This window comes from Arthrobacter sp. PvP023, from assembly GCF_017832975.1.
Lineage (GTDB): Bacteria > Actinomycetota > Actinomycetes > Actinomycetales > Micrococcaceae > Arthrobacter.
In genome coordinates this window covers 4,379,214-4,406,079 of record NZ_JAFIBI010000001.1, presented here as the reverse complement: position 1 = coordinate 4,406,079, position 26,866 = coordinate 4,379,214, and the positions used below count along the sequence as shown (strand labels likewise).

At 65.5% G+C, this 26,866-nt stretch carries 25 protein-coding genes; 8 read left to right on the top strand and 17 right to left on the bottom strand.

The genetic code is table 11. From position 1 onward, the window contains the following. Positions 1-7 precede the first annotated feature (7 nt). From JOE31_RS19965 to JOE31_RS19950, 4 genes are all read left to right on the top strand, one after another. Entirely contained in the window at positions 8-1,249 is a 1,242-nt protein-coding gene (locus JOE31_RS19965; protein WP_307864456.1) for a peptidoglycan DD-metalloendopeptidase family protein, read from the top strand. A gap of 97 nt (positions 1,250-1,346) precedes the next feature. Continuing rightward, positions 1,347-1,832 carry a glutathione peroxidase gene (locus JOE31_RS19960; protein WP_307864455.1) on the top strand — a complete coding sequence of 162 codons (486 nt, stop codon included), beginning with the start codon at positions 1,347-1,349 and terminating at the stop codon, positions 1,830-1,832. A 237-nt stretch (positions 1,833-2,069) separates the two neighbouring features. Further along, positions 2,070-3,281: a formaldehyde dehydrogenase, glutathione-independent gene (gene fdhA / locus JOE31_RS19955; RefSeq protein WP_209747550.1), complete on the top strand. Its 1,212-nt coding sequence runs from the start codon at positions 2,070-2,072 to the stop codon at positions 3,279-3,281. A gap of 195 nt (positions 3,282-3,476) precedes the next feature. Next, positions 3,477-4,418, top strand: a complete 942-nt coding sequence (locus JOE31_RS19950) for a phosphodiesterase (protein ID WP_209747548.1) — start codon at positions 3,477-3,479, stop codon at positions 4,416-4,418. A gap of 63 nt (positions 4,419-4,481) precedes the next feature. Here the strand turns inward: JOE31_RS19950 and JOE31_RS19945 are convergent, their stop codons facing one another. Together JOE31_RS19945 and JOE31_RS19940 are read right to left on the bottom strand one after the other, a co-directional pair. After that, positions 4,482-5,957, bottom strand: a complete 1,476-nt coding sequence (locus JOE31_RS19945) for a stealth family protein (RefSeq protein ID WP_374100867.1) — start codon at positions 5,955-5,957, stop codon at positions 4,482-4,484. A gap of 197 nt (positions 5,958-6,154) precedes the next feature. Then, positions 6,155-7,069, bottom strand: a complete 915-nt coding sequence (locus JOE31_RS19940) for a hypothetical protein (protein WP_209747547.1) — start codon at positions 7,067-7,069, stop codon at positions 6,155-6,157. 145 nt (positions 7,070-7,214) lie between these two features. Between JOE31_RS19940 and JOE31_RS19935 the strand changes: the two genes are divergently transcribed. Together JOE31_RS19935 and JOE31_RS19930 are read left to right on the top strand one after the other, a co-directional pair. After that, entirely contained in the window at positions 7,215-7,514 is a 300-nt protein-coding gene (locus JOE31_RS19935) for a type II toxin-antitoxin system VapB family antitoxin (protein ID WP_028272925.1), read from the top strand. Then, a complete protein-coding gene (locus JOE31_RS19930; RefSeq protein WP_209747544.1) occupies positions 7,507-8,172 on the top strand; it encodes a LytR C-terminal domain-containing protein in 666 nt (221 codons plus the stop codon). The genes JOE31_RS19935 and JOE31_RS19930 overlap by 8 nt, the downstream gene beginning before the upstream one ends. Before the next feature lie 39 nt (positions 8,173-8,211). Here JOE31_RS19930 and JOE31_RS19925 read toward each other — a convergent pair whose 3' ends face one another. The 13 genes from JOE31_RS19925 to JOE31_RS19865 all read right to left on the bottom strand — a co-directional run bounded on the left by JOE31_RS19925 (position 8,212) and on the right by JOE31_RS19865 (position 20,667). Beyond that, positions 8,212-8,835: a TetR/AcrR family transcriptional regulator gene (locus JOE31_RS19925; RefSeq protein WP_209747542.1), complete on the bottom strand. Its 624-nt coding sequence runs from the start codon at positions 8,833-8,835 to the stop codon at positions 8,212-8,214. 118 nt (positions 8,836-8,953) lie between these two features. After that, positions 8,954-9,679 (bottom strand): DsbA family oxidoreductase, encoded by a 726-nt coding sequence (locus JOE31_RS19920; RefSeq protein ID WP_209747540.1) that lies wholly within the window; start codon positions 9,677-9,679, stop codon positions 8,954-8,956. A gap of 78 nt (positions 9,680-9,757) precedes the next feature. Beyond that, a complete protein-coding gene (locus tag JOE31_RS19915) occupies positions 9,758-10,315 on the bottom strand; it encodes a GNAT family N-acetyltransferase (protein WP_209747538.1) in 558 nt (185 codons plus the stop codon). A gap of 28 nt (positions 10,316-10,343) precedes the next feature. Beyond that, the gene (locus JOE31_RS19910) at positions 10,344-11,213 is read right to left on the bottom strand and encodes a biopolymer transporter Tol (RefSeq protein ID WP_209747536.1); all 870 of its coding nucleotides are present in this window, start codon (positions 11,211-11,213) and stop codon (positions 10,344-10,346) included. 182 nt (positions 11,214-11,395) lie between these two features. Then, positions 11,396-12,397 (bottom strand): sugar phosphate isomerase/epimerase, encoded by a 1,002-nt coding sequence (locus tag JOE31_RS19905; protein ID WP_209747534.1) that lies wholly within the window; start codon positions 12,395-12,397, stop codon positions 11,396-11,398. A 1-nt stretch (position 12,398) separates the two neighbouring features. Next, entirely contained in the window at positions 12,399-13,595 is a 1,197-nt protein-coding gene (locus tag JOE31_RS19900) for a Gfo/Idh/MocA family protein (protein WP_209747532.1), read from the bottom strand. A gap of 10 nt (positions 13,596-13,605) precedes the next feature. Then, positions 13,606-14,721 (bottom strand): Gfo/Idh/MocA family protein, encoded by a 1,116-nt coding sequence (locus JOE31_RS19895; RefSeq protein WP_209747530.1) that lies wholly within the window; start codon positions 14,719-14,721, stop codon positions 13,606-13,608. Further along, positions 14,718-15,467, bottom strand: a complete 750-nt coding sequence (locus tag JOE31_RS19890; RefSeq protein WP_209747528.1) for a sugar phosphate isomerase/epimerase — start codon at positions 15,465-15,467, stop codon at positions 14,718-14,720. Before JOE31_RS19890 ends, JOE31_RS19895 begins: the two co-directional genes overlap by 4 nt. 43 nt (positions 15,468-15,510) lie before the next feature. Next, positions 15,511-16,404, bottom strand: a complete 894-nt coding sequence (locus tag JOE31_RS19885; protein WP_209747526.1) for a carbohydrate ABC transporter permease — start codon at positions 16,402-16,404, stop codon at positions 15,511-15,513. Next, positions 16,404-17,363: a carbohydrate ABC transporter permease gene (locus JOE31_RS19880; RefSeq protein ID WP_209747525.1), complete on the bottom strand. Its 960-nt coding sequence runs from the start codon at positions 17,361-17,363 to the stop codon at positions 16,404-16,406. The genes JOE31_RS19885 and JOE31_RS19880 overlap by 1 nt, the downstream gene beginning before the upstream one ends. Before the next feature lie 12 nt (positions 17,364-17,375). Then, the gene (locus JOE31_RS19875; RefSeq protein ID WP_209747523.1) at positions 17,376-18,698 is read right to left on the bottom strand and encodes an extracellular solute-binding protein; all 1,323 of its coding nucleotides are present in this window, start codon (positions 18,696-18,698) and stop codon (positions 17,376-17,378) included. Positions 18,699-18,805: 107 nt separating this feature from the next. Further along, positions 18,806-19,615, bottom strand: coding sequence for a hypothetical protein (locus JOE31_RS19870; RefSeq protein WP_209747522.1), 810 nt, complete (start codon positions 19,613-19,615; stop codon positions 18,806-18,808). Further along, the gene (locus JOE31_RS19865; RefSeq protein ID WP_209747520.1) at positions 19,612-20,667 is read right to left on the bottom strand and encodes a Gfo/Idh/MocA family protein; all 1,056 of its coding nucleotides are present in this window, start codon (positions 20,665-20,667) and stop codon (positions 19,612-19,614) included. The genes JOE31_RS19870 and JOE31_RS19865 overlap by 4 nt, the downstream gene beginning before the upstream one ends. Before the next feature lie 182 nt (positions 20,668-20,849). Between JOE31_RS19865 and JOE31_RS19860 the strand changes: the two genes are divergently transcribed. Next, positions 20,850-22,082: an ROK family transcriptional regulator gene (locus tag JOE31_RS19860; RefSeq protein WP_209747518.1), complete on the top strand. Its 1,233-nt coding sequence runs from the start codon at positions 20,850-20,852 to the stop codon at positions 22,080-22,082. A gap of 83 nt (positions 22,083-22,165) precedes the next feature. Continuing rightward, positions 22,166-23,359, top strand: coding sequence for a CynX/NimT family MFS transporter (locus JOE31_RS19855; RefSeq protein WP_209747516.1), 1,194 nt, complete (start codon positions 22,166-22,168; stop codon positions 23,357-23,359). A gap of 222 nt (positions 23,360-23,581) precedes the next feature. Here JOE31_RS19855 and aceB read toward each other — a convergent pair whose 3' ends face one another. Together aceB and aceA are read right to left on the bottom strand one after the other, a co-directional pair. Next, a complete protein-coding gene (aceB, locus tag JOE31_RS19850) occupies positions 23,582-25,246 on the bottom strand; it encodes a malate synthase A (RefSeq protein WP_209747514.1) in 1,665 nt (554 codons plus the stop codon). A gap of 226 nt (positions 25,247-25,472) precedes the next feature. After that, entirely contained in the window at positions 25,473-26,804 is a 1,332-nt protein-coding gene (aceA, locus tag JOE31_RS19845) for an isocitrate lyase (RefSeq protein ID WP_209747512.1), read from the bottom strand. Positions 26,805-26,866 lie beyond the last annotated feature (62 nt).

The window sequence follows — 26,866 nt, the reverse complement described above, 5'->3', positions numbered from 1 at the left end:
GCTTGGCGTGATTGCACTTAGTCTCCAGGCACCAGCCTCACCGCCGGCGGCTGTGGTTGCCGCCACCTCGCAGCAGGCCGGGATGGGTGGCCCGGGCACCGCACCCTCGTGGCCGGGCGCCTTCATGAAACCGCTGGGCATTGCACCGGGGGCTGTTGCCGCCAACGCCAATGCCCTCGTTTCCTTCAGTCGCAGCGATATCCGGACCATTTCCAAAAGCGGCAAGCGCGAACTGAACGTTGCGTCCGAAGAACTGAGGCGGCCGCCTGCGGGATCGCTCATGGCGCCCCTCGAAATGCTGACCGAAACTTCCGGCTTCGGGCTCAGGGTCAGCCCTTTGACCGGCACCGCCGGGGAATTCCACTGGGGCCAGGACTTCGCAGCCGCGTGTGGCACCCGGGTCTACGCGGCCGACGCCGGAGTGGTCAGGGCCGTCGGCTGGCACCCCTGGGGCGGCGGCAACCGGGTGGAGATCGATCACGGCAACGGGCTGATCACCACGTACAACCACCTGGAAGGGATCGCCGTCAAGAAAGGGGACTCCGTCCAGGTGGGCGAGGTCATCGCGAAAGTTGGCACCACGGGTTCGTCCACAGGATGCCATCTGCATTTTGAAACCATCCTCGACGGCGTCCATGTCAACCCGCTGCAATGGAAGCTCCTGCCTACCAAGCAGGTGGACGAGCTCGGGACCATTGACATGATCAGTTACGTCCCTGGAGTGGACGCCCCCAAGGGCGACCCCACCTGGGCAATCCCTGTCGCCGCCGACAACTCGCATATGGTGGCGGGCGGGGAGACCGAGGGGCCCGTGCAGGGAACGCCTTCCGCCACCGCGACCGGAACACCGTCGGCCCCGGCGACGGCCACCACTGCGTCTCCGACGCCGAGTACTTCCGCTACCGCCACGGCGCCGGGGAGTTCGACGACGAGCGCGCCGCCGCCCACCGGCACCTCAACTGCCACGCCGACACCCTCACCATCTCTGACCGAGACGCCAACGCCGTCGCCGACCACGACCGGGCAGGCCACTGCGGCAGCGTCGCCGACGGAAACCGTCACCGGCATGCCCACAACAGAGTCTGCGGCCGGGCCCACGGTCACTGACACGCCGGAACCCACGTTCACGGCCACCGGGAACCCTTCGCCGGAACCCACGGCCACATCGGAACCGACGACCGCCCCCGAACCGACAATGACAGCGGAACCGGCTCCGACCGGGACCTCCACCCCGACGCCAACGCCCTGACAGGATCCCGCCACCCGAATTCACCCGGGCACCAACCCATACACTTGGCCGTTGTCAACGAATAGCAGCCATGACCAGTTTCTTAAGGAAGCCCACCGTGAATTCGATCCACTCCATTCCGCTGACCCTCAACGACGGCACCGAAACCGATTTTGGCCGCTTCAAGGGGCGCGTGGTGATGGTAGTCAACGTAGCTTCCCAATGCGGCTTCACTCCGCAGTACGGCGGCCTTGAGTTGCTCTACGGGAAGTTCAAGGACCAGGGGTTCGAAATCCTGGGGGTTCCGTGCAACCAGTTCGCCGGGCAGGAACCGGGCAGTGACGACGAAATCGCCGAATTCTGCGAGCGCAATTTCGGCGTGACATTCCCCCTGACTGCGAAGGCCGATGTTCGCGGCAAGAACCAGCACCCGCTGTACGCGGAGCTCACCCGCTTCAAGAACGGGTTGCTCCCGGGTCTCGTTAAGTGGAACTTTGAAAAGTTCCTGGTAAACCGCGACGGCGTTGTGGTGGCCCGTTTTGCTCCCACCGTGGAACCGGACTCGCCGGAGGTCATCGCTGCCATTGAGGAAGCCCTCGCCTGACGCGCGCGCGGATGATTCACGACGGCGGCAGCTAGGGCCCAACGGCCCCTATCCCTAAGTATGCTTACCGCCTAGACTGGCCGAACCCTCCAATCTGTCCTGCACAGCCGTGGCGTTTCCAGCTGCAGCATCGCCGGACGATACGGGCCGGTCCATGCCTGCCCCGGAGGGCGCATCAGAACTTCGTGAATGACACTGGGCGCCTGTTTCGGTGCCCGTGAAACCAGGAGGAAAGAGATGACAGGGAACAAAGCCGTTGCCTATAAGGGGCCGGGAAAAGTCGAACTGATAGACATCGACTACCCCACCTTCGAGCTCAAGGACGGCCCGGGCGTCAACCCCGCCAACGTGGGCCGTTCGGTCCGCCATGGCGTAATCCTTAAGACCGTGGCCACCAACATCTGCGGTTCGGACCAGCACATGGTCCGCGGCCGCACCACAGCGCCCCCGGACCTCGTCCTGGGCCACGAAATCACCGGTGAGGTAGTGGAAGTCGGGCCCGACGTCGAATTCATCAAGGTGGGGGACGTCTGCTCCGTTCCGTTCAACATTGCCTGCGGCCGCTGCCGGAACTGCAAGGAACGCAAGACCGGCATCTGCCTCAACGTCAATCCCGACAGGCCGGGAAGCGCTTACGGCTACGTCGACATGGGCGGCTGGGTGGGTGGCCAGGCCAACTACGTCCTGGTGCCGTACGCGGACTGGAACCTGCTGAAGTTCCCGGACAAGGACCAGGCCATGGAAAAAATCCTCGACCTGGCCATGCTGTCGGACATCTTCCCCACGGGATTCCACGGCGCCGTCACCGCCGGCGTCGGCGTTGGCTCCACCGTCTACATCGCGGGGGCCGGCCCTGTGGGCCTGGCTGCGGCCACGAGTGCCCACTTGCTTGGCGCCGCTGCAGTGATCGTGGGCGACATGAACGAGGACCGGCTGAGGCAGGCGCGCAGCTTCGGCTGCGAGACCGTCGACCTGTCCCAGGGCGGCCCGGCAGAGCAGATCGAGCAGATACTCGGGGTCCCCGAAGTGGACTGTGCCGTGGACGCCGTCGGCTTCGAGGCCAAGGGGCATGGCCACGATGCCAAGGAGGCTCCGGCCACGGTGCTGAATTCGCTGATGGAACTCACGGCGGCCGGCGGGGCGCTCGGCATTCCCGGGCTCTACGTCACCGGCGACCCGGGCGGCATTGATGAGGCGGCCAAGAAGGGTGCCCTCTCGCTCAGCCTGGGCACCGGCTGGGCGAAGTCGCTGAGCTTCACCACGGGGCAGTGCCCGGTGATGAAGTACAACCGCGGGCTGATGATGGCGATCCTGCACGACAAGGTGCACATCGCCAAGAACGTCAATGCCAAGGCCATCAGCCTGGAAGACGCGCCCAAGGGCTACGCCGAGTTCGACGCCGGTGCCGCCACGAAGTACGTCCTCAACCCCAACGGCTACCTGAGCTAGCTGCAAAGTACTTGAGTAGTCAGGTTCGGCGGTCACTTCCATAGTCGGGTATGTGGCCGCCGAACTACTTGTTCTTGCCGTTTTTCCAAATATGAATACTGGAGTTTGCACACTATTTGCCGAATGTCTGGTTGGATAGACATTACTGAGAGGGAAGTTGGGGGCTACAGTCTCCACCCAACCAGGAAGGCAGTAATGGAGCTCATCGAGGCCGAACATCCGCGGCCACGTCATTTTCTACTCCACCTGAGCGACCCCCACCTGTTGGGAGGTCCGGATCATCTCTATGGCGCAGTGGACAGCGAAGCCCGCCTTAAACAATTGTTTGAGGAAGTCAAGGCCTCAGGGGCCCGTCCGGAAGCCGTGATTTTCACCGGCGACCTGGCCGACCGCGGTGAAAAGGAGGCCTACGCAAAGCTCCGGGCCATCGTCGAACCCGCCTGCAAATCGATGAACGCGCAGGTCATCTGGGCCATGGGAAACCATGACGACCGTAACAACTTCCGTTCCGGCCTGCTCGACCAGCCCGGAAACGACGCGCCGGTGGACCACAGCTACTTCATCAACGGCCTAAGGGTGATCACCCTGGATACTTCGGTGCCGGGTTTCCATCATGGTGAACTGAGCGAGTCGCAGCTGGAATGGCTCGCCGCCGAACTCGCCACACCTGCACCGGACGGCACCATCCTGGCGCTGCACCATCCGCCGGTACCCTCCATCCTGGACCTTGCGGTCCTCGTGGAGTTGCGCGGCCAGCAGGCGCTGGCTGCGGTGCTCCGTAACTCGGATGTCCGCACCATCCTTGCCGGGCACCTGCATTACTCCACCACCGCCAGCTTCGCCGGCATCCCGGTATCGGTGGCCTCAGCCACCTGTTACACCCAGGACCTGAACGTGCCAGTCGGCGGTACCCGGCCCATCGACGGCGGCCAGGCGTTCAACCTCGTGCACGTTTATGAACACACAATCGTGCATTCCGTGGTTCCTATCGGCAGCGCAGCTGCGGTGGGCGAGGTTGTGAGCGCGGCCGAGACACAACGGCGACTGGCGGCCGCAGGCATCCGAATTCCGCGGCAGGCAAAGACGCAGGGACACCCGCCCACCCAGAGCATCCCGATGATCAGCGCGTCCCGATGATCAGCCCGGGCTCCGGACGCTGACCGGCGCTGGTGGGTGAACCCTCCCCTTGGCGGGGGAGCCCTACTTTTCCCAGGGTGCCTTGATCGGGTAGTACTTCTCCAGGAAGTCAGTGACCAATTGGGCACGTTCCTCGGCTTCCACTTCGGGGAAGCTGCCGTCATTCAGGCAGAAGAAGTCCATGTTTCGCTTGGACAGCAGCTTGGGCAGGTAATTGAGGCCGGACCGCATCGTGGTGTCGATGTACCTCACCTTTGCTGCCGTCTGGGTCACCGCCCGCCCGGTCAGCAGTGCGTAGTAGTGGTAGAAGGAATTCGTCACGGAGATGTTGTCCGCTGCCCGGAAACGGCTGGCCGCGGTCTTGGCGAACTCCTGCGGGAATTCCTGCTCCATGGTGGCTGCAACGCTCCGCCGCAACGGGGCGGCGGTGTGCTCCAGGTGGCGGGTGGTGATCCGGCCGAACCGGTCCCACAGGAGCTTCCGGTTCACCCTCGCGGCATTCTCGAAACCGCTGCGTTCCGCGTCGTTGTCGCCCAGCCCGATGCGGGTTTCCGCCTCAATGAACTTGGTGACCCCGCCGGGTGTGAAGAACATGTCCGGTCCCACCGCACGGCCGAAGAACATGTCGTCGTTGGAATACAGGAAGTGCTCAGAGAGCCCTTCGATGTGGTGCAGCTGGCACTCGACCGCCTGGGAGTTGTGCGTGGGCAGCACTGAGGGGTCCGCGAAGAATTCCTCACTGCGCACGATGGTCACCGAGGGGTGGTCGGCCAGCCAGGCGGGCGCCGGGGAGTCCGTGGCAATGAAGATCCGCCGCACCCAGGGAGCGAACATGTACACCGAGCGCAGGGCGTACTTCAGTTCGTCGATCTGGCGGTAGCGGGCCTCGTGGTCATCGCCTTCGCCGACAACGATGCCGGTCATCCTGGCGCGCCGCGCCGCGATGTACTCCGGGGAACTGCCGTCCACCCAGGAAAACACCATGTCGATGTCAAAGCTGATGTCGCTGGCGTGGTCCGCGAACATGTTCTCGATGGTGGGCCAGGTGTGGCCGTAACGCTCCACGGTGCCGCGCACGGCGTCGGTGGTGAGCATGGTCCGGCGGGTAAGGGAGTTTTCAATCGGCAGGATCAGCTGGTTGCCTTCGAAGCTCCACAGCTCGATCTGCACGCCGGCCGAGGAACCGAATTCGAAACCGCCATTGGGCTCAACACGCGGCCGGTAGAGCCGGAAGATCCGGGCCTGGCGGTTCGGGGAGAGCTCGCCGTCGGCCACCAGGACAGAGGACTTCTTCTTGGCATCAACGGTCATGGAATAGACGGGTTCGTCGCGGCAGGCTTCCACCAGCGCGGCCCGGAGCTTCTTCCGGTTCTCCCAGTCCAGGGCAATGACCGGCCGGTGGTTGTTGCCGCGCACCAGGAGGTAGTCGAGGCCCGCGTTGGCGAGGACATTGCGGATGAACAGCAGGTCCTCCACCATGGCCTGGTAGGGCGTGCGGGTGTCGTTGATCAGCGCGTAGCGCCCTCGGTGGCGGACCACATCGGGGCGGTTTTTCAGCCGTGCGACAGCCGCCGGCGACGTTACTTCGGCGTGGCTCCTGCCGTCGTCGGAAGCCTGACCGCCGTAGTAGATCTCATCCTGAACGAGTGCGTCTGTAATGGTGTTTCTCCGAGCTGTTGTCTATAGAGGTCCTACCTGCATGATAACCCGCGTAAAAAAACTCGACTAATCCGGAGTTAGCCGGCCAGAGCCTCCCGCCAGCTGCGCAGGAATGCGCCGCCGGCGTCGTCGTGGATCACGTCTTCAGCGAGCCCCAGGTCTGCGGCCGTCAGGACTGCATAGGGCTTGACGGGAACCCCGTCCGCGGGGCGGACGTCCACGTGCTTCACCTCGTGGTCGTTGTGGTGCAGCCAGTCGGCCATGGCGTAGTCGGTGCGTGAATCACCCACCGTACGCCAGGCCAGGGGGCGGACGCCCTGCGCCGCGAGCAGTTCCACGGCCCGGCTGGCACCCAGATCCTTGCCGAGGCGCACTGACTCGATGTCCGTGGAAATGATGGTGGGATCCACCCGGTAGTCGATCTGGTCGTCCGAATCGGGAGCATGGTGGTCCAACCGGACCACGCCCAGGCCATGGCGGGCCATAAGCACCATGGCGTCGGCGTCGAACAGTTTTTGTTCATCGAGGTAGTCCCCGCTGGGCACGTCGATATGCTGCTCCACGGACACCATGGCGCGCTTGGTCTCGTCGTAGAACATGTGTTGGGCGTAGTCCTCGGACACCAGCCGGCGGACGTCATCGCCGTAGGCGCGGGGGACGGCGAGATCGTGGTCCACATGCACCGGTCCGGGCCCGGCAGCCGTGTAGCTGAACCAGACGGCACCCTTCTCGCAGATGGCATGGATGATGGTTCCCGCGGGCATGCCGGCGGCGATCATGGGCTCCATCACCTGTTCGCGGATGAACGCGTCCGAGCGGCCGGTGTTGAAGATGACGGGAATCCCGGCGGTGGCCAGGGCCACCATGTCCGCGATGATCTCCGGCTTGACGTTCCGGGTGACGGGGCTCGCCACCGGGCCGTCGACGTCGAGCAGGAGGGCAAGGGGAGGAGCCGACGGCGACGCGGCGGCCTGGTTCTCGGATGCAGTCATGGCTCCATTCTCTCAGTCCGGGCAGGTCCGGCGCAGAATGTTGCTTGCGTCCCGCGGGCAGCCAATGGTCACTGTTTGGCTACAACCTTGGAACTGTGTGGGGTCATTCGTTCCCTTGGGCGGGCAACATCCTTAGGCTTGCAGGGTGATATTCAAAGCTGTGGGCGAGGGACGCCCTTACCCCGACCATGGTTACAACACCCCGAAGGAATGGGCTGCCCTTCCGCCGCGTCCCGTCCGGCTCGACGAGCTCGTGACCACCAAGCGCACCCTCGACCTCGAGGCTCTCCTGGCGGAGGACTCCACGTTCTTCGGCGACCTCTTTCCCCACGTGGTGCAGTACCGCGGAACCCTGTACCTCGAGGACGGGCTGCACCGTGCCGTCCGGACCGCACTGCATCAGCGCACCGCCATCCACGCCCGTGTGCTGGTGATAGATGGCTAGGAAACCCAAGGACATCACGGTCCTGCACGGGCACCGCGTCGTCTCCGGATCGGAGCTCAGGGCCACGTTCGTGGAGCCGGACGACACCGCGGAAGACCCCGTCCGGCTGCGCCGGCGAATCCTGCACGGCGTGGTGCTGGTTCTGCTGTTGGGGCTGATCATCTCCGCGATCATCGTGGCGCTGGCCATCATGAACGGACAGATCAAGATCCCGACGGCGGAGCGTAGCCAGTCTGCCGCTTCCGCGTGTCCCACAACCACGTTCGATTACACCCCGAACGAGAAGGTCAGCCTCAACGTCTACAACGCCACCAACCGGCCGGGCCTGGCCCGTTCCGTGGCCGACGAGTTCCTGGCCAGGAAATTCGCGGTGGCCGCCGTGGACAACACCCAGTCCGGTTACAGGGGCGTGGCCGCGGTGGTGTCCGGGGCGGCGGGCCAGTCGGCCGCTTTCAGTGTCCAGCGGAACCTTCCCAAATCGGACTACTTCCAGGACGGCCGTTCGGACGGCAGCGTGGATGTGATCCTGACCAGTGAATTCAAGGAATTAGTCGCTCCGGGCCTCGTGGACCAGACGCCCGGCCAGCTCAGCTGCCCCCGCGAGAGCCGCCGGATCGTGGACAGCGCCAAGTGGCCGGTGATCCCCAAAGCAGGCTGAGCCGGGCCGCGGCCTGGTGGCTGGATCCGGATGGGCCGCCTACGGCTGGCTGAGCCTGACAGGACGGCCGTCGTCGTCAAACCGTGCGCCCGCGCCCAGCTGGATGAAACGGACGGTGCGGAGCACCGCTTCGGGTGTGCCGTCGCCGCGCGCGGCACTGGAGGACAGCGTGCCATGGATGAGCTGGGCCAATTGCGCAATGTCAGCCGGGGGCAGGTAGCCCTCTGCCATCGCATCGCGCAGGATGTCCTGCAGGAGGAGGCTCAGTTCGCCCACGTGGTCCGCGAGCTTGGAAAAGGACGACGGCGAGAGCACGGCGGCCATGGCCGGACCCGGCGGCAGGTGGCGGCGGCTGAGGTCCTCCACCTGCGCGCGGACGTAGAGCGCCAGGCGTTCCACCGGGTTCTCCAATGACTGCAGGGACTCCCGCAGACCGTCGAGGAAGCGCTCGGTTTCATCCAGCGCGTAGGCGATCAGCAGCTCTTCGATGTCCGCGTAGTAGTTGTACACGGCGGTGCGGCCGATGCCGGCATGGCGGGCGACATCCGTCATTGTCAGCCCGGGCAGGCCGTGGGTGAAGAGGAGTTCGCCGAAGCCGGTCAGGATGCGGCGTTGGGTCTCGGCTCGTTGGGCAGCATTCGTGGCGGCCGAAATCCTAGGCATACAGACACTTTACAGTGATCTGTCAGCAAACCTATTCGAGTTTTTGTCCAGATAACGCGAGCCAGACGTGGGTTGGCCACATTATCTGGACAAAAACCCGGGGTTACCCAGGGGCGCGTCAGACCGAGCAGCCGTCCGGGCCGCACGCTCCCGCGGTGCCTTCGCTTCCCTCGCTGCCCGGGGCGCCGGTGCCGGCCATGACGAGGGGCTGTTTCTCCTGCCACGCCTGGTTGAGCGCCTGGCTGAACATCGCCGACGGCTGGGCGCCGGAGAGCCCGAACTTCCGGTCGATCACGAAGAACGGCACGCCGCTGATGCCGAGGGCGCGGCCTTCTTCGAAGTCGAACCGGACGTCCTCGGCGTACTTGTCCGTGGTGAACAGCTCAGCCAGCTCCCCGGCGTCGATTCCCAGATCCTGGCCCAAGGAGGTGAGGTACTCCCGGCTGCCGATATCCTTGCCGTGCTCAAAGTGATCGCTGAGGAGGCGCTCCTTGGCGGCGTCCTGCTTGCCGTGCGCGGCGGCCAGGTGGATCAGCCGGTGTGCCGTGAAGCTGTTGGCGACCACTACGGTGTCGAACCGGTAGTTGAGCCCTTCGCCCCTGGCCTGCTCCGCCACATGTTCGAACATCTGTGAGACCTGCGCCGGGGCCATGCCCTTGCGGGTGCTGAGGTAGTCCAGTTCCGTGCCGTCGTAGTGCTCGGGCAGGCCGGGATCGAGCTGGTAGCTGCGCCACTGCACCTCCACGGAATCGCGGTGCGGGAATTCGGCCAGGGCTGCTTCGAAACGGCGCTTGCCGATGTAGCACCAGGGGCAGGCGACGTCGGACCAGATCTCAATCTTCATGCTGGCAACAACCCTGCTCCCGCCGGTTCCATTCCCCTTGCGGCATGTCATGTGGCTCACCCTGTGGCGGGCGGGGCCTCAACTGTCCGTTCGCGTTTCGGAGCGGGGGACTGCCCTCTCCATGACGAAGTCGTGTTCCACCGTGGTTCCCAGGGTGAACGACTTGGTGCCGACTTTCCGGAAACCTGACTTCTCGTAGAAACGGATGGCTTTGGCGTTCTGGCTGTTGACCCCCAGCCACATCCCGCGGGCACCTGAAGCTGCGGCCGCGTCCAAGCTGGCGTACATCAGCTCTGCTGCGGCACCCAGCCCGTGGTGGTCCGGGTGGACGTAGCATTTGCTGAGCTCGGCCGACGGCAGGATGGTCAGTGCGGCCGCAACGTCCCGGTCGCCGGCCGGACGGTCCACGAGCATGCTGTAGCCGCGGAGGTCGCCGCCGGAATCGATTACGAGGACCGTAATGTCCGGGTCGGCCAGGTAGCCGTGGAACTTTGCCTCGCTAAGGGTGTTCGCCAGGTGCGCGGCGATATCGTCCGGGGAGGATTCCGGCGGGCAGGCCAGCGGGAAGGTGACAGCGGCGAGCGCGGCCAGCTGCCCGGCGTCGTCCGCTGTCGCTTTGCGGATGGTGTGCGTCATGCCCAAAACTCTAGTTCCCCGGCCGCCGTCAGCTGACGGGGTACGCGACGTACGCGAAACGGGCGGAGTCCGGCGACCAACTGTTGACGTTCAGCGTTCCCTGGCCGCCGAACAGCGGCCACGTCTGCAGCGGTGCGGTCCAGTCGCCGGTGGAGACCAGCACGACGTCGACCGGCAGGTCCGCGGGATGGCCTTCGGTCCCGCCGGGGAAACGGATGTAGCTCGCCAGCTCTCCATCGGGGGAGAGGTGCGGGAACCAGTCGACGGTGGCGGACTCGAGGAGCCGTTCGAACCCGGTCCCGTCAACCTGCACCCGGGCAAGCTGGGCATGGCCGGGACGCGACGTGAAGGACTCCGTGTTGAGGTACAGCCACTGTCCGTCCGGCGAATATTCGGGACCGTCGCAGTGGCCGGGGCCGACATCAACCGCGGCGGTTGTGCCGCCGTCGGACGGTATTGTCATGAGCCGGCCGGGCTGCGTAAAGTCGCCTGACTGGATGCCGACGTAGGCCAGCTCCTTACCGTCCGGGCTGACGCCGTGGAGGAAGTGGAAGGAGCCGTCGTCCTCGGTGAGGCGGGTGGCCCGGCCTCCGGAAAGAGCGGCACGATAGATGTGGCCGTCGTTGGCCGAGAGGAAGATGTTGTTTCCGTCCGGGGCAAGGACGTGATCGTTGTTGAGGTCCGGGATGCCGATGAGCGGGACTTGGCTGAGTGTCCGGCTGCCCAGGTCGAACCGCCACAGTGCACCGTCCCCGTTGAGGACCAGTAAACGGCCGTCGAGGGTCCAGTTGGGCGCTTCCAGGAGTACATCGTTGGATGTGAACACCAGCTCGCGCTCGCCGGTGACGGACGCAATCCAGACCTCGCAGCGCTGGCCGGGCCGGAAGGTTCGCAGCATGCTCAGAGCTCCGGCCAGGCTCGCGCCGTCGAACAGCGGACGAAACCGTTCTTGCCGTCAGCGCTGTTCAGTGGCTTGTGCATCTGTCGATTCCTTTGCTGTTCCTTGGAGTTTTTGTCCAGATAACGTCCCCAAAAGGCACTTTTGCTCGCGTTATCTGGACAAAAACTCCTCGGGGTGGGTCAGTCCTTGCTGCTGAAGGCGGCGTCGAAGGAGGTGTTCGACGGCGGGAAGTCGAATTTCTTCAGGGCGGCGAGGGCTTCGGGGGCGCCGTGGAGGCGGTCCATGCCGGCGTCTTCCCATTCGACGGAGATGGGGCCGTTGTAGCCGATCGCGGTGAGGGCCCGGAAGGACGATTCCCAGGGCACATCGCCGCGGCCTGCGGAGACGAAGTCCCAGCCCCGGCGCGGGTCGCCCCAGGGCAGGTGGGAGCCCATGACGGTGTTCCGGCCGGTGGGGCGGAGCTTGGTGTCCTTGCAGTCCACGTGGTAGATCCGGTCCTTGAAGTCCCAGATGAAGGAGACGGGATCGATGCCCTGCCACATGAAGTGGGACGGATCCCAGTTCAGCCCGAACGCGGGCCGGTGGCCGATCGCTTCGAGGGTGCGGACGGTGGTCCAGTAGTCGTAGGCGATCTCGGAGGGGTGGACTTCGTGGGCGAAGCGGACGCCGCATTCGTCGAAGACGTCCAGGATGGGGTTCCACCTGTCCGCGAAGTCCTGGTAGCCGGCCTCGATGACCTTTTCGGGGACGGGCGGGAACATCGCGACGTACTGCCAGATGGAGGAGCCGGTGAATCCGACGACGGTGTCCACACCGAGGGCTTTGGCGAGCCGGGCGGTGTGTTTCATTTCTTCGGCGGCGCGGGTGCGGACGCCTTCGGGGTCGCCGTCGCCCCAGACCTTGGATCCGACGATCGCTTCGTGGCGGAAGTCGATGGGGTCATCGCAGACGGCCTGGCCCTTGAGGTGGTTGGAGATGGCCCAGACCTTCAGGTTGTACTTCTCCAGGACGGCGAGCTTGGACTCGACGTAGCCGGGTTCGTCCCAGCGCCAGGCGTCGAGGTGGTCCCCGGAGACGGCGATTTCGAGGCCGTCGTAGCCCCAGCCGGAGGCCAGGCGGGCGACTTCCTCGAAAGGGAGGTCGGCCCACTGGCCGGTGAACAGGGTGTACGGGCGGGGCATGTCAGGCTCCTTCGGTAACGGGGACAGGGGAAGTGGCGAGCTGGATGATGGAGGATTTGGCGTTGGCGGATTCTTCGATGGCGGCCAGCACGCGCTGGACGGCCAGTCCGTCCTCGAACGACGGCGACGGCGGGGTGCCGCCGTCGATTGCGGCCAGGAAGTCCCGGATCTCGTGGGTGAAAGTGTGTTCCCAGCCGATCACGTGGCCTTGCGGCCACCAGGCGGCCATGTACGGGTGCTCAGGTTCATTGACCAGGATGCGCCGGAACCCCTGCTCCCGGACGGGGACGGTGGCGTCCAGGAAGCCTAGTTCGTTGATGGCTTCAAGGTCGAAGAGCAGGGAGCCCTTGTCCCCGTAGATCTCCAGTTTGAGCGAGTTCTTTTGCCCGGTGGCCATGCGGGAGACCTCCACCGAGGCGATGGTCCCGGTGTCCAGGGTCAGCGTGGCCCAGGCGGCGTCGTCGACCGTTACCTCTTCCGGCCCGCCCGCTCCGGGGCGGTGGGAAACGAAGGTGTGCAGCCGGCCGGACACCTCGGTGACCGTGCCGCCGAGCAGGAACATGACCTGGTCAATCGCGTGTGAGGCGATGTCGCCCAGCGCCCCGGACCCGGCGGTTTCCTTGTTCAGCCGCCACGTCATGGGGGAGTCGGCGTCCACCAGCCAGTCCTGCAGGTAGGCGGCGCGGACGTGCCGGACCGTCCCGAGCCGGCCTTCGGTGATGAGTTCCTTCGCGAGGGCCAGGGCCGGGACCCGCCGGTAGTTGAAACCGATCATCGACTGCACGCCGCGATCCCGGGCGGACCGGGCAGCGTCCGCCATGGTTTCGGCTTCGGCGAGGGTGTTGGCCAGCGGCTTCTCGACCAGGACGTGCTTGCCGGCCTCGAGTGCCGCGATGGCAATCTCGGCATGCATCCAGCCCGGCGCGCAGATATCCACGATGTGGATGTCGTCCCGGTCAAGGACCGAGCGCCAGTCCGTCGCGGACTCGGCCCAGCCGTACTTCTGCGCGGCCGCCGCGACCTGCCCGGCGTCCCGGCCCACGAGCACTTTTTGCTCGAAGGCCGGGACGTCGAAGTAGGAGGCCACGTTGCGCCAGGCGTTCGAGTGGGCCTTGCCCATGAACGCGTAGCCGATCATCGCGACACCCAGCGGCGGGTTGTCCGGGTTGGTGCCGTCCGTGCTTTCGGGGGAGTTCATTGCGTGATTCCTAGAGAGTGGAAGCGGTGGGGTTCCAGTCCTCGGGGAGGGCCGGGGACGCGGGCGCGGAGCTTTCGACGTTGACAAACGTGCCGGATTCCACGGATTCGGAAATCGAGACCATGGTGTCCAGCACGTGGTAGGCGAGGTTGCCGGTGGCGCGGTGCGGAACCCCGGCCCGGATGGACCGGGCCATGTCCAGCACACCCATGCCGCGGCCGTTGGACGGGCCGGTGGCGGGAATGACGGTCCACTCTTCATCCCCGGCGCGCCAGAGCCGCACGTCGCCGTCGAAATAGTTGGGATCCGGGAGGGAGATGGTGGCTTCCGTGCCGGTGATCTCCACGAAGCCCATCCGCTGCCGCGGCGACTCGAAGGAGAAGACGCTGTGCGAGGACTGGCCGCCCTCGAACTGGGCCATCGCGGACACATGGGTGGGGACCTCGACCGTGAATACCTCGCCCAGTTTGGGGCCGGAACCGATGACCCGGACTTCCTTGGACTTGGAACCGATCGCCGCCACCTTGCGGACGGACCCGAAGGTCTGGACCAGCGCGGTGAGGTAATACGGGCCCATGTCGAACAGGGGACCGGCGCCGTACTGGAAGAGGAACGCCGGGTTCGGGTGCCAGGACTCCGGGCCGGGGGTCTGGAACGTGGTCATGGCGGTCAGCGGGGTGCCGATGTCGCCGCGTTCGATGATCCGCCGGGCGGTCTGCAGCCCCGCGCCGAGGAACGTGTCCGGGGCGCAGCCGAGCCGCAGCCCCGCGGCGTCGGCGGCCTTGAGCAGCCCCAGCCCGGATTCGCGGTCCAGCGAGAACGGCTTCTCGGTCCAGACGTGCTTGCCGGCGTTGACGGCCGCGGTGGCTACCTCCACGTGCGCGGCCGGGATGGTCAGGTTGACGATGATTTCGACGTCGGGATGGTTCAGGGCGGCTTCCACCCCGCCGGACTCGGCGATTCCGTATTCCTTTGCCCGGGCGGCCGCGGCGTCCTCGAACAGGTCGGCGATGACGTGGACCTTCAGGTCCGGGAACACCGTCAGGTTGTCCAGGTACTGCTTGCTGATGTTGCCGGCGCCGATGACGGCGACGCCCACCGGGCCTCTCTTCGTGGAGGTGCTCATGCCCGCGCTCCTTCGCTTGTCTCGGTGTTCAGGAACGCCAGGCTCTGGGCGATGCCGTCGAAGATGTCTCCGGAGTAGTCGTCAAACTCCACCACGCCCACTTCCAGGTACTTGGCGGCGCCGATGACATCCCAGACCGCGATCTTGCCTTGGCCGGCGGGCTGCTGCGCCTTGGTGTCGGTGTTGAGCGGGCCGTCCTTGATGTGGATGAACTTCACCCGATCCCCGAGTTTTGTCAGGATGTCCACGGGGTCCTGGCCGCCGACGGCAACCCAGTAGGTGTCCACTTCCAGGACCAGTTCGGGGTCGAGGAGGTCGGCGAAGTATTCGAGCGCCGTGCGGCCCTCGATGCCGGACTCCAGTTCCCAGGCGTGGTTGTGGTATCCGACGCGGATGCCGTATTCGGCGCCCTTCTTCGCTGCCGCGTTGAGTTTCTCGGCGGTGGCCTGGATGTCCTCTGCCTTCTGCCAGTGCTCGGCCGGCAGGAACGGGTCGATGACGGTGCTGATGCCCAGTTCCTTGGCTGCGGCAAAGATCTCGTCCTGGTCCTGGCTGAGCAGGGGAGCATGGCCGGACGGTGCGGTGAGGCCGTTCTCCTTCAGGGCGGCGCCGAGCTCCTTGGCCGTGGCCACAAAGTTGTAGGGCTCAACCTGGGTGAAGCCGATCTCAGCTACCTTCCGGATGGTGCCGGGCAGGTCCTCCTGGATGGCATTGCGCAGGGTATAGAGCTGGAGTGAATAAGACATTTCGTTCCTTTGCGGTTGTTCTAAAAGAGGGGTGCGGCGCTGGTTAGCGGCCGGCGAGGGATCCGCCGATGCCGCCGACGCTGAAGTATTTGTTCAGGGTGGCGAAGACGATGACGGGCGGGAGCATCATGACCACGGCGAGGGCCATGACGGAGGTCCAGTCCGTGGCGTTTTGCTGGAAGAAGGACTGGACACCCATGGGGAGGGTGAAGATCTCGTTGGAGCGCAGGAAGACGATGGCCACGAGGTAGTCGTTCCAGGCCAGCAGGAAGGCGAAGATCGCTGTGGAGAGGATTCCGGGGAGGCTGTTGCGGAGCACTACTTTGGTGAAGGATCCGAACACTGAGCAGCCGTCGATCCAGGAGGCTTCCTCGAGGCTGATGGGGATGGAGTCGAAGTAGGCGGCCATCATCCAGGTGGCTACGGTCATGGTGGAGCCGACGTAGATGATGGTGATGCCCAGCAGGTTGTCTACCAGTCCCATGCCGGCGAAGAGGATGAACAGGGGGACCACTGAGGTGATGATGGGCAGGGACTGCATGACGAACAGCAGCAGGGAGTATCCGGAGACGGCCTTGCTGCGGCCGCGGGAGAGGACGTAGCCGGCGGGGGCGGCGACGGCCACGGAGACCAGCACGGTGGAGAGGGTGGTGATGAGGCTGTTCTGCAGCCAGGTGGCGGCCAGGGTTCCGGAGAACACGTTGGCGAGGTTTTCGAAGGTCAGGCCCGTGGCGGTGCTGGTCGGTCCCGGGGTGAAGGCGAGCACCACGGTGACCATGATGGGGACGAGGACGATTGCGGTGATGGCCAGGATCGCGACAAACCTCCACCACTGGCCGCGGTGGCCGGCTTCGGAGAGGACGCGTAGGTTTTTGGCCGGGCCGGCGACGCCGAGGACCGGGCCGGACTCGGGATGGGCGTGGACTGCTGCGCTCATTATTCGACGCTCGACTTTCGGATCTGGCGGTACAGGAGGACGGAGATGACCACCAGGGTCATGGTCATCAGGAAGGCGATGGCCACGCCGGGCCCGGTGGCGAAGTCCTGGAAGACCGTGCGGTAGGCAAGGACCACCAGGGAGGTGGTGGCGCTGACCGGCCCGCCGCCGGTGAGCAGGTAGATGGTGGGGAAGTCGTTGACGCAGAAGATGGTCATCAGGATCCAGCTGATGTAGGTGGAGCGGGCGATCAGCGGGAGGGTGATCTGGCTGAACTGCTGCCAGCGGGTGGCGCCGTCCATGCTGGCGGCTTCGTAGACGGTGGTGTCGACGGAGGCCAGGGCAGCGGAAATCATCATCATCATGAACGGGAAGCTGACCCAGACTTTGAAGACCATCACGGTTATGGCAGCGAGGTTCGGGTCGGCGAGGAACAGCGGCGTTCCCAGGCCGAGGTTCCGGAACAGGGACGGGATCAGGCTGTCCGGGGTGGCCACCAGCCAGTTCCACGCGGTGGAGGAGACCACGATCGGGACGACCCAGGGCAGGAGCAGCAGGACTTTGAAGGTCCCGCCCGCGGGAATCTTGGTGCGGAGCAGCAGGGCGAGTCCCAGGCCGACGAGCCACGAGCCGAACACGCCCACGATGGTGAACATCAGGGTGAACTGTGCCGCTTTCCAGAACGCGGGTGAGGACAGGACGGTGGCAAAGTTCTCTCCGCCGACGAAGTTGCCGGTCTGGATCAGGGAACCGTCGTGCGTGGCTTGCACACCGGCGTGAATGAGGGGATAGCCGTGGATTAGGACGAGCAGGACAACTGAGGGCAGCAGGAGCCAGAAGAAAGTCCGGCTGGTCTGCGCGCTTAGCTTGCTCTTGCGGTTGGCGGGGCCGCCGGCCCCGCCGGGGGCAACTCCCCGGCGGGCCCGGCTGAGGCCGGATTGGGCTGTAGTCAGTGCCATGGAAAGGTCCGTTTACTTCTTCAGGACCGATTCGAGGCCGGACTGGAAGGTCTGCAGGGCAGTCTTGGCGTCCGCCTTGCCGGTCAGGATCGTCTGGCTGAACTGGTTAAGGGCCTGGCCGCCGTCCAGAGCCGCGAGGTTCGCGTTCAGGGTTTTGCCCTGGGCAGCAAAGGTCTTGGCGATCGGCTGCCAGTCCTTGACGATCTTGACGTTGTTGGGGTCATTGGCAAATTCGGGCATTTCCGTAATCGACTTGAAGACCGGGAGGGCAGACATCAGCTTCTGGCGCCACAGTTCCTTGAGCTGGCCCAGGTAGTACACCAGGAACGCTTCGGATGCCTCCTGCGACGGGGTGTTCGTGTACATCATGATGTTGTTCGGGAAGACGATGGTGGCCTTGTCGCCGTGCGGTCCGGTGATGGGGTCCGCAACGAGCAAATCTCCGGAAGTGTCGCCCACGCGCTGCGGGACGTTGACCTGGAACAGGCCGTACCCGGCCTTGCCGTCTTTCCACTGCGCGGACATGTTGTCCGTGGTGTAGCTGACGGCGGCCGGATCGACGATTCCGTTGGACACCAGCTCAAGGACGAATTCCATGGCTTCCACGTTGCGGTCGTTCATCAGGTCCAGTTCGCCGTCCTTGTTCCAGACGCCGCCGCCATTGTTGACCATCATCATGATCATGGAGTGGTTGCCGTAGTTGTTGCCAGCACCTGCACCGGTGGTGAAGCCGAAGGCTCCGACCTTCTTCAGCGCCTTGCCGGCCTCCAGAAGGGACGGCCAGTCGGTGGGAAGTCCTACCCCCGCCTTCTCGAACAACGACTTGCGGTACCAGAACACGCGCATGTCCAGCTGCCACGGGACAGCGACATAGCCCTTGTCGGACTTGAAGGGGTCGAGGACGCCCGGAAGGAAGTCATCGAACTGGCCGTTCTCCTTCAGCTTGTCGATCACCTTGTCCGCGTACGCGATCTGGCCTTGCTGCTCGAACTGGAAGGCCTGGAAGCCGCCGCCGGTGGACACCGCGGGGCCGGTCTTCGACGCGATGGCCGAGGAGAACGTCTGGTAGAAGTTGTTCCACTGGATGATCTGGTAGCTGGCTTTGCTGCCGGATCCGGAGAACCCTTCTGCGAGCTTCTTGGCCGCGTCGTTGTAGGCAGGGGTGGCCCACGGCATGTCCCAGAACTTGATCGTACCGCCCGCGCCGCCACCGCCCTGCGAAGCGGAACCGCCGCCGCAGGCGGCCAGAAGGGGAGCGGAGGCCGCGGCGGCTGCGAAGCCCAGGAACCCCCGCCGGGAGAAGGCGGAAGAGGCGATGGAGGGTTTGGTAGACACGGTTGTTTCCTTTCAGGGCCCGGAGTGACTGAATGCCCGGGCCCTTCTCGACAATGAGTGGATACTGACTTGAGGAACTGGAACTGCTGGTGGTTCGGTGGGGCTGTCTAGCTGGTGAGTTGGCTGAGGAGTGACATAACGGCGGTGAACTTCGCCAGGTCGTTGGCAGGAGTCCCGGAAGAGATATGCGAGTGGACCCGCGACCAGCTGGTCCGGTGGGACGATTCGTACAGCGTGGGGAGCGTCGTCGCTCCTTCTGTGGTTACCGCACGGACTTCGGCCGGCCAGGCTGCTGCGGGGTCGGGCAGTACGACGTCGGCACGGCCGGTTGACGTCAGAATCGTGAGGCTTGCGGTGGCCGGCAGCGCCGAGGTGAGGATGCCCTGCAGGGCGACGGGAACGCCGTCCGCGATGACGCCTGAAACCGTGTAGCCGTTGCCGTTGCGCTGGACCATCCGCACCTTGCGGACCTCGATCCCGCACTGCACCAGGACGGCCAACTGATCCGTCAGCAGGTGCAGCGGATCCGTGCCCGGAGCGGCGATGGCCACCGAGTCCAGCAGGACGGCGTCCTCAAGGGCCGCGGCGATGGCGCCATGCACGTTTTCACTCGTGGAGTCGACGGCCAAATTTCCGGCCCACTGGAGGTCAAGCACCACCACTGCGCCGGCGTCGTCTGCGACGGCGGTGAGCCGGGCAGGGTCTTCGGCCACCGGCGCGGACACCACAACGCCTTTGGCTCCGTTGCGGATCGCAGCGGATGCCCGGTCGGTCCAGCCGGCATGGCCGGCGATGGCGGTGACATCCGGCGCGGACACAGCGGAACCAAAGGAGAGGGGAAGGGAAGCAACGACGGCGGACACTGCACCTGCCGCCTCGGCCTGCGGATCCGCGTACACGGACAGCTGCGTCGTCATGCGTTGACCCCCTGGCCTGCGGCCGCTTCGGCGATCGCCAGCGCGAACTCAAGGTCATGGATCAGCGTTTCGGCCGACGGCGGCTGGCCTGCGCCGCCGGCCAGCTCGGCCAGTTCGCGCCACTCGCCCTCGTAGCCGTTATGGCCGAAAGGGCCCAGGACGGTGGTACGCCGGGCCGTCCGGATCCGGGCGGTTGCCGAACCGGCGTGGACGTAGGACGGCGTGAAGTCGATTTCCAGGGCGGCGTCGTCGCCGATGGCCTCAAATTTCCAGCACGGTTCCCAGGTCCCGTTCATCGCGGCGCGGAGTTCGATGGTCACGTTTCCTGCCCGGAGGGAGATGACGTAACCGAAAGGTCGGACGATTTGAGCATGCAGGACCTCCACTGCCGCGAAGTCCGGGGTGAAGCGGCGGACCAGCGGAAGGTCGTGGATGGCCAGGCCCATCACCCCGCCCGTGAGCATGGCCATGATGACCTCCGGGTCGGTCGGGTCACTGGCCGGCCCCGGAACGCGGCCCACGATCTCGGTGGCGAAGTCCTCGAAGCGCGGGTTCGGCGGAAGGACGATGGAGGACCGGACGGTGTGCACCTGCTCCGGCAGGTCGCCCCAGGCTTCCTCCGCCGCGAGCCATCCCGGATCGAAGGTGTGCATGGCGCCCACGATGATGGGCACGCCGGTTTCGGCTGACACAGCGGAGATTGCGGCGGCCTCCTCGCCGTTCATGGCGAACGGCTTTTCGCACAGCACAGCCTTCTTGCCGGCACGGCAGGCCGCGATGACCTGGGCTGCGTGGAACTGGTGCGGGCTGCAGATGGCCACAATGTCCACTGCCGGGTCCGCGAGGAGCTCTTCCATACTGGTGCTGAACTTCGCGCCAACCCTGCCGGCCACGGCTTCCGCCACGGCCGGGTCGACGTCCATGATGTGGCGGACTTCGAGAATATTGCCCAACCGTGCCAGGGAGGGCAGATGGATTGCCTGGGTAACAGGCCCCGCGCCCAGAATGCCGACGCCGAGGAGGGCCGGTGATGCCTGTTCTTGGCTCGACAAGATGCTTACCTCTTTGTAGTAGCTGGAGCGTGTGCATTATCTGAAACTTTTCGGCGTCTCAGTGACACCGCTCACACATCAAGCTAGAACTACTTTTGTCGATCGTCAAGCAAAAGTTGAAGACTTATCGACAATCTTTCGACGGCGTGACATGCATAAGAGCTTCGTGCTATCACTGACTCATGAGTCCAACGTCTGGAAAAGAGCCCGGAGCCGAGCCCGGAACCGACACTGCTGCCGACGGTGCCGGGAGCCTTTCCCGGGCCGGCGACCTCTTCCAGCTCCTCCGCGACGGGAAGGCCCGCACCCGGGCCGAACTGGCCCTGACCACAGGCCTGGCGCGGTCCACGGTGGCCGCCCGCATAGACGCGCTCATCTCCTCCGGACTGGTGGGCCCGGCCGGTGAGGCCAGTTCCAGCGGCGGCAGGCCGCCGTCGCGCTTTGCCTTCAACCCGGCCGCCCGCGCAGTCCTGGCAGTCGACGTCGGCGCCACGCACGTGATCGTTGCCGTCACCGACTTGGGCGGCAAGGTCCTCGCCGAGCACCGCCTCGTCCAGGACGTTGCCGACGGTCCGGAAGCGGTCCTGGGCCGCGTCGTCGAAGAGGGCAAAACACTCCTCGGTGAGGCAGGCCGGACTGCCGCGGACCTCGCCGGCATCGGCATCGGACTGCCCGGGCCGGTGGAGCATGCCACCGGCATGCCGGTGAAGCCGCCGATCATGCCCGGTTGGGACGGGTTCGACGTGGTGCGTTACGTCCGGCGCTCGCTGCCGGTTCCCGTGCTGGTGGACAACGACGTCAACATCATGGCGCTCGGCGAACGCACGGCGTACTGGCCCGAGCACGACAACTTCCTTTTCATCAAGGTGGCCACCGGCATCGGCGCAGGCATCATCAGCAGCGGCGAACTCCAGCGCGGCGCCAACGGAACGGCCGGGGACCTTGGCCACGTGCGGGTCCCGCGCGGCGACGAAGTCCTTTGCCGCTGCGGCAACTACGGCTGCCTCGAGGCACTGGCTTCGGGCCCCGCCGTCGCCCGGGAACTGGCCCGCCACGGGCTTCCGGCGGAGAAGGGAAGCGATGTGCTGCGCCTCGTCGCCGAGGGAAATCTGCAGGCGATCCAGGCGCTCCGCCAGGCCGGCCGTGACGTCGGGGATGTGCTGGCCACGGTGGTCAACCTGCTGAATCCGTCGGTGATCGTGATCGGCGGCAGCCTCGGCCAGGCGGGCGAGCACCTGATGGCGGGAGTGCGCGAAGTGGTTTACCGGCGGTCGCTGCCGCTGGCTACGTCACATCTTCGGATAGCCCTTTCGATGGCCGGGGACCAGGCCGCCATCCTTGGCGCCAGCCAGATGGTCACGCAACATGTGCTGTCTCCTGCCGTGATAGAAGCCACCCTGCAGGCAACGGGGTAACGTCCGTTATGTTGCCGCGGGCATGATAGCAATGACTTGATGACACGGATTTCCAGCTCCCGCACCAAGCCGCAGCCCGCCTCATGACGGCGAACATCCTCGCCAAGATTCCGCGCGGCTGGATCCTGCTGGCGAGCATCGGACTCATCGCGCTGAACATGCGCGGCCCGTTCGTGGCGGTGGCCCCGGTAGTGGGGCCGATGCAGCAGGACCTCGGGTTCTCACCCGTGGAACTGGGGCTGCTGACCGGTATTCCGGTGCTGTGCTTTTCGCTGGCGGCTCCGCTCGCGTCGTTTGCAGGCCGAAAATTCGGGGCGGAATTTGCCATCACGCTTACGCTTCTGGGCGTGCTGGCCGGCGTGATTGTCCGCTCGGCCGGAAACGGCGGCCTGGTGCTGTTCGGCACCGCGATCATCGGCGTGGCCATCACCATCGGCAACATCGCCGTGCCGCTGATCATCCGGCGGGACTTTTCGCCGCAGCGGCAGGGGACCGCCATGGGTATTTACACCGCGGCCCTTAACATCGGGTCCTTCCTCACTTCGGTGGTCACCGCGCCCCTGGCCGAGGTGGCCGGCTGGCGGCTCGCGCTGGCGGCCAGCGGGGTCTTCGCCGTGGCTGCCACAGTCTTCTGGGTCATGGCAGTGGGCCGGCATGCCTTCGTTCCCTCCCCCGTCGAAGAGTCCGATCCCCGCCCCGCCGGGGTTCGGCCGGCGTCCCGCTGGATCACGGCCGGGCTGACAGCGGGCTTTGCCGGGCAGGCTTTCTCCTACTACGGCGTCACCGCGTGGCTGCCCACCTTCCTGATCGACGAACTGGGCATGGCGCCCTCCGCTGCCGGGGCCGGGTCCTCGCTCTTCCAGATCCTCGCCATTGTGGGCGGCCTCGGGGTGCCGATGGTGGCCAGGTTTGCCAGTACGACGGCGGTGGCGGTCACCCTGGGCCTGATGTGGCTGACCGTTCCCCTTGGCCTGCTGCTGGCCCCGGAACTGTGGTGGCTCTGGTCCTCCGTGGGCGGCGCGGCGCAGGGCGGCGGCATCACGGTCATCTTCATTGCCATCATCAAGCTGGCCCGCGACCAGGCATCGGCGGGCCGGATGTCCGCCGTCGTCCAGGGCGTGGGCTACTCGGTAGGCGCGGTGGCCCCGACACTCCTGGGCTACGTCCACGGGCTGTCCGGATCCTGGACCAACCCGCTGCTGCTGATCCTTGCATCGGTGGCGGCGTTCATCCTGGGCACCACCCTCTCCGTGCGGAAGGTGCCGAAGACCCGCTGACGCGTCCCGCCGTCGTCGTACTTTCACGCACAAAAAAGCGCGGACTGGCAGCTAAGGCCCTCAACCTTGGGTTTTCGGGTCATTAGCTGCCAGTTCGCGCTCAATGGTTCTTCCGTTGCCGGGCCGCCGCCCCGGATTTCGGGGTGCCTGTTGCGGAGGGCGTGGCAGCCCGGCGAACGGAAATCTTCCCGGTTACCGCGGGTCAGGCTCGACTACCGCAGGTCAGGCGGCAACGAGCTCCGCGTCCTCCACCGGTTCCTCGGAACGGTCCCGGGCCTCGTGCAGGAAGCGGGCGTAGGCCGGCAGCGTCAGGAACGTGGGGAATGCCTCGGCCAGGGTGACTTCCTCGAAGATGTCCCGTGCGTCGGCAAAGCGGTCGCCCTCGAAGCGTTCCAGCCGGGCGAATTCCTCGTCCAGGAGGTCCTCCACCCACTCACGGGTAATGATTTCGCCGTGGTCGGTGATGGCGCGGGAGAAGATCCACTGCCACAGCTGCGAACGGGAGATTTCCGCGGTGGCGGCATCCTCCATCAGGTTGTGGATGGCCACGGCACCATTGCCGCGCAGCCAGGATTCGATGTAGCGGATGCCCACCTCGATGTTGTTCCGGATGCCCTGCTCGGTGATGGTGCCCTTTGTGGAGGCAATGTCCAGCAGCGCGCGGTCGTCCGGGGTGACGTCTTCGCGGAGGCGGTCCAGCTGGTTCGGCTTTTCGCCGAGAACGGCGTCGAACACTTCCCGGCAGACGGGCACCAGGTCCGGGTGCGCCACCCAGGAGCCGTCAAAGCCGTCGTTGGCCTCGCGGGTCTTGTCCGCGCGGACCTTTTCGAAGGCGATCGCGTTGGCTTCCTCGTCCTTGCGGTTGGGGACGGCTGCGGCCATGCCGCCGATCGCCATGGCGCCGCGCTTGTGGCAGGCGCGGACCAGCTGCTCCGTGTAAGCGCGCATGAAGGGGGCCGTCATGGTCACCTGCACCCGGTCGGGCAGGACAAAGCGGGGGCCGCGGGTGCGGAAGTTCTTGATCATGGAGAAGATGTAGTCCCAGCGGCCGGCGTTCAGGCCCGCCGCGTGGTCGCGCAGCTCGTAGAGGATCTCTTCCATTTCGAAGGAGGCCGTGATGGTCTCGATCAGCACGGTGGCGCGGATGGTGCCCTGCGGGATGCCCAGCAGGTCCTGGGCCAGGATGAAGATGTCGTTCCACAGGCGTGCTTCGAGGTGGTTCTCGATCTTCGGCAGGTAGAAGTACGGTCCCTTGCCCTGGGCCAGCAGGCGGCGGGCATTGTGGAAGAAGTACAGGCCGAAGTCCACGATGCCGCCGGCGATCGGTTCGCCGTCGATGAGCATGTGCTTTTCCGGCAGGTGCCAGCCGCGGGGGCGGACCACGATGGTGGGCAGTTCGCCGGCCGGGCGGAGCTTGTAGTCCTTGCCCTCGGGGGAGGTGAAGTCGATCCGGCGTTCCAGTGCGTCCGTCAGGTTGAGCTGGCCCTGGATGACGTTGCGCCACGACGGCGTGGAGGAGTCTTCCATGTCCGCCAGCCACACCTTGGCGCCGGAGTTCAGTGCGTTGATGGTCATCTTCTTGTCCACCGGGCCGGTGATTTCGACACGGCGGTCCTCCAGTCCCGGAGCGGGCGGAGCAACGCGCCAGTTCGGATCATTGCGCACGGACTCGGTCTCGCGGAGGAACCGCGGATCCTGGCCCTTGGCGATCTCGGCCCGACGGTTGCGGCGGCCCTTGAGAAGCTCCTGTCGCCGTTCCGTGGTGGCCCGGTGCAGCTTGGCCACAAACGCCAAAGCATCCGGAGTAAGAACCTCGCCCTGCCGGCAAATAGGCTGCGCGGTCAAAGTGATCCCGTTGATGGTGAAGTTGTCAGTGAAGCTGTTCATTTCAGTCTCCTTAAAGACGAAAGGGAAGTTCGACGGCGTATAGCGGCACTGCGGTGACCGAGGCACAAGGCCGAAGGAGCCGGTATCGCGGCAGCCTGCGTAAAAGGGGCCCTGCGTCCCGGTCCGTCCTCGCTCAGCGAGGTCGAACCGGGACGTGGGGAATAGCAGGCCGAGCGATGCCGGTCCGAAGGCCGGAAGTGACCAGTCCGCCGTCGAACGGGAAGTATTAGTGGAACTGGCCCTCTTCGGTCGATCCGACCAGGGCGAGGGTGGATGCGTTCGGGTTGAGCGCAGTGGCGATGTCGTCGAAGTAGCCGGTGCCGACTTCGCGCTGGTGCTTGGTCGCGGTGTAGCCGCGGGACTCGGAGGCGAATTCCTTTTCCTGCAGCTCGACGTAGGCGCTCATGCCTTCACGGGCGTAGCCGTGGGCGAGGTCGAACATCGAGTAGTTCAGGGCGTGGAATCCTGCCAGGGTGATGAACTGGAACGTGAAGCCCATGGCGCCAAGTTCACGCTGGAACTTGGCGATGGTGGCGTCGTCCAGGTGCTTGCGCCAGTTGAACGACGGCGAGCAGTTGTAGGAGAGCATCTGGTCCGGGAACTCGGCCTTGACGGCTTCGGCGAACTTGCGGGCAAGTTCGAGGTCCGGGGTGCCCGTCTCCATCCAGATGAGGTCGGAGTACGGGGCATAGGCCTTGGCGCGGGCGATGCAGGGTTCGATGCCGTTGCGGACCTTGTAGAAGCCTTCCGGGGTGCGGACCGGCTGTCCGCCTTCGCGGAGGATGAATTCCTGGTCGCGCTCGTCGACGTCGGAGGTGATCAGGGTTGCGGCCTCGGCGTCGGTGCGTGCGATGACCACGGACGGCGTGCCGGCGACGTCGGCGGCCAGGCGGGCCGCGTTCAGGGTGCGGACGTGCTGCTGGGTGGGGATGAGCACCTTGCCGCCGAGGTGGCCGCACTTCTTCTCCGAAGCGAGCTGGTCCTCCCAGTGAACGCCTGAGGCGCCGGCCTGGATCATGGATTTCATGAGCTCGTAGGCGTTCAGCGGGCCGCCGAAGCCGGCCTCAGCGTCAGCGACGATCGGCACCATCCAGTCCTCGACGGTCTGGATGCCTTCGGAGAACTCGATCTGGTCGGCGCGGAGGAGGGCGTTGTTGATGCGGCGGACCACCGTGGGAACGGAGTTGGCCGGGTACAGCGACTGGTCCGGGTACGTGTGGCCGGAGTTGTTGGCGTCCGCGGCAACCTGCCAGCCGGAGAGGTAGATGGCGCGGAGTCCGGCCTTGACCTGCTGCACGGCCTGGTTGCCGGTCAGGGCGCCGAGGGCGTTGGTGTAGCCGCCGGTCTTGTGCTCTTCGGTCAGCTGCTTCCACAGCTTCTCGGAGCCGCGACGGGCCAGCGTGTGTTCTTCGGAGACGCGGCCGCGGAGTCGGACGACGTCCGTTGCCTTGTAGTCACGGGTCACACCTTCCCAGCGGGGGTTGGCGGCCCACTCGAGCTCCAGTGCGGCGGCCTGCTGCTCGGGCGTCTGCTGGGTGGGCTCAAATGCTGCAGTCATCTTTGTCTCCTTGTTTGTGCTCCGGGTGTCCTGGCCGGCCCCGCCCTGCGCCTTTGCAGTGG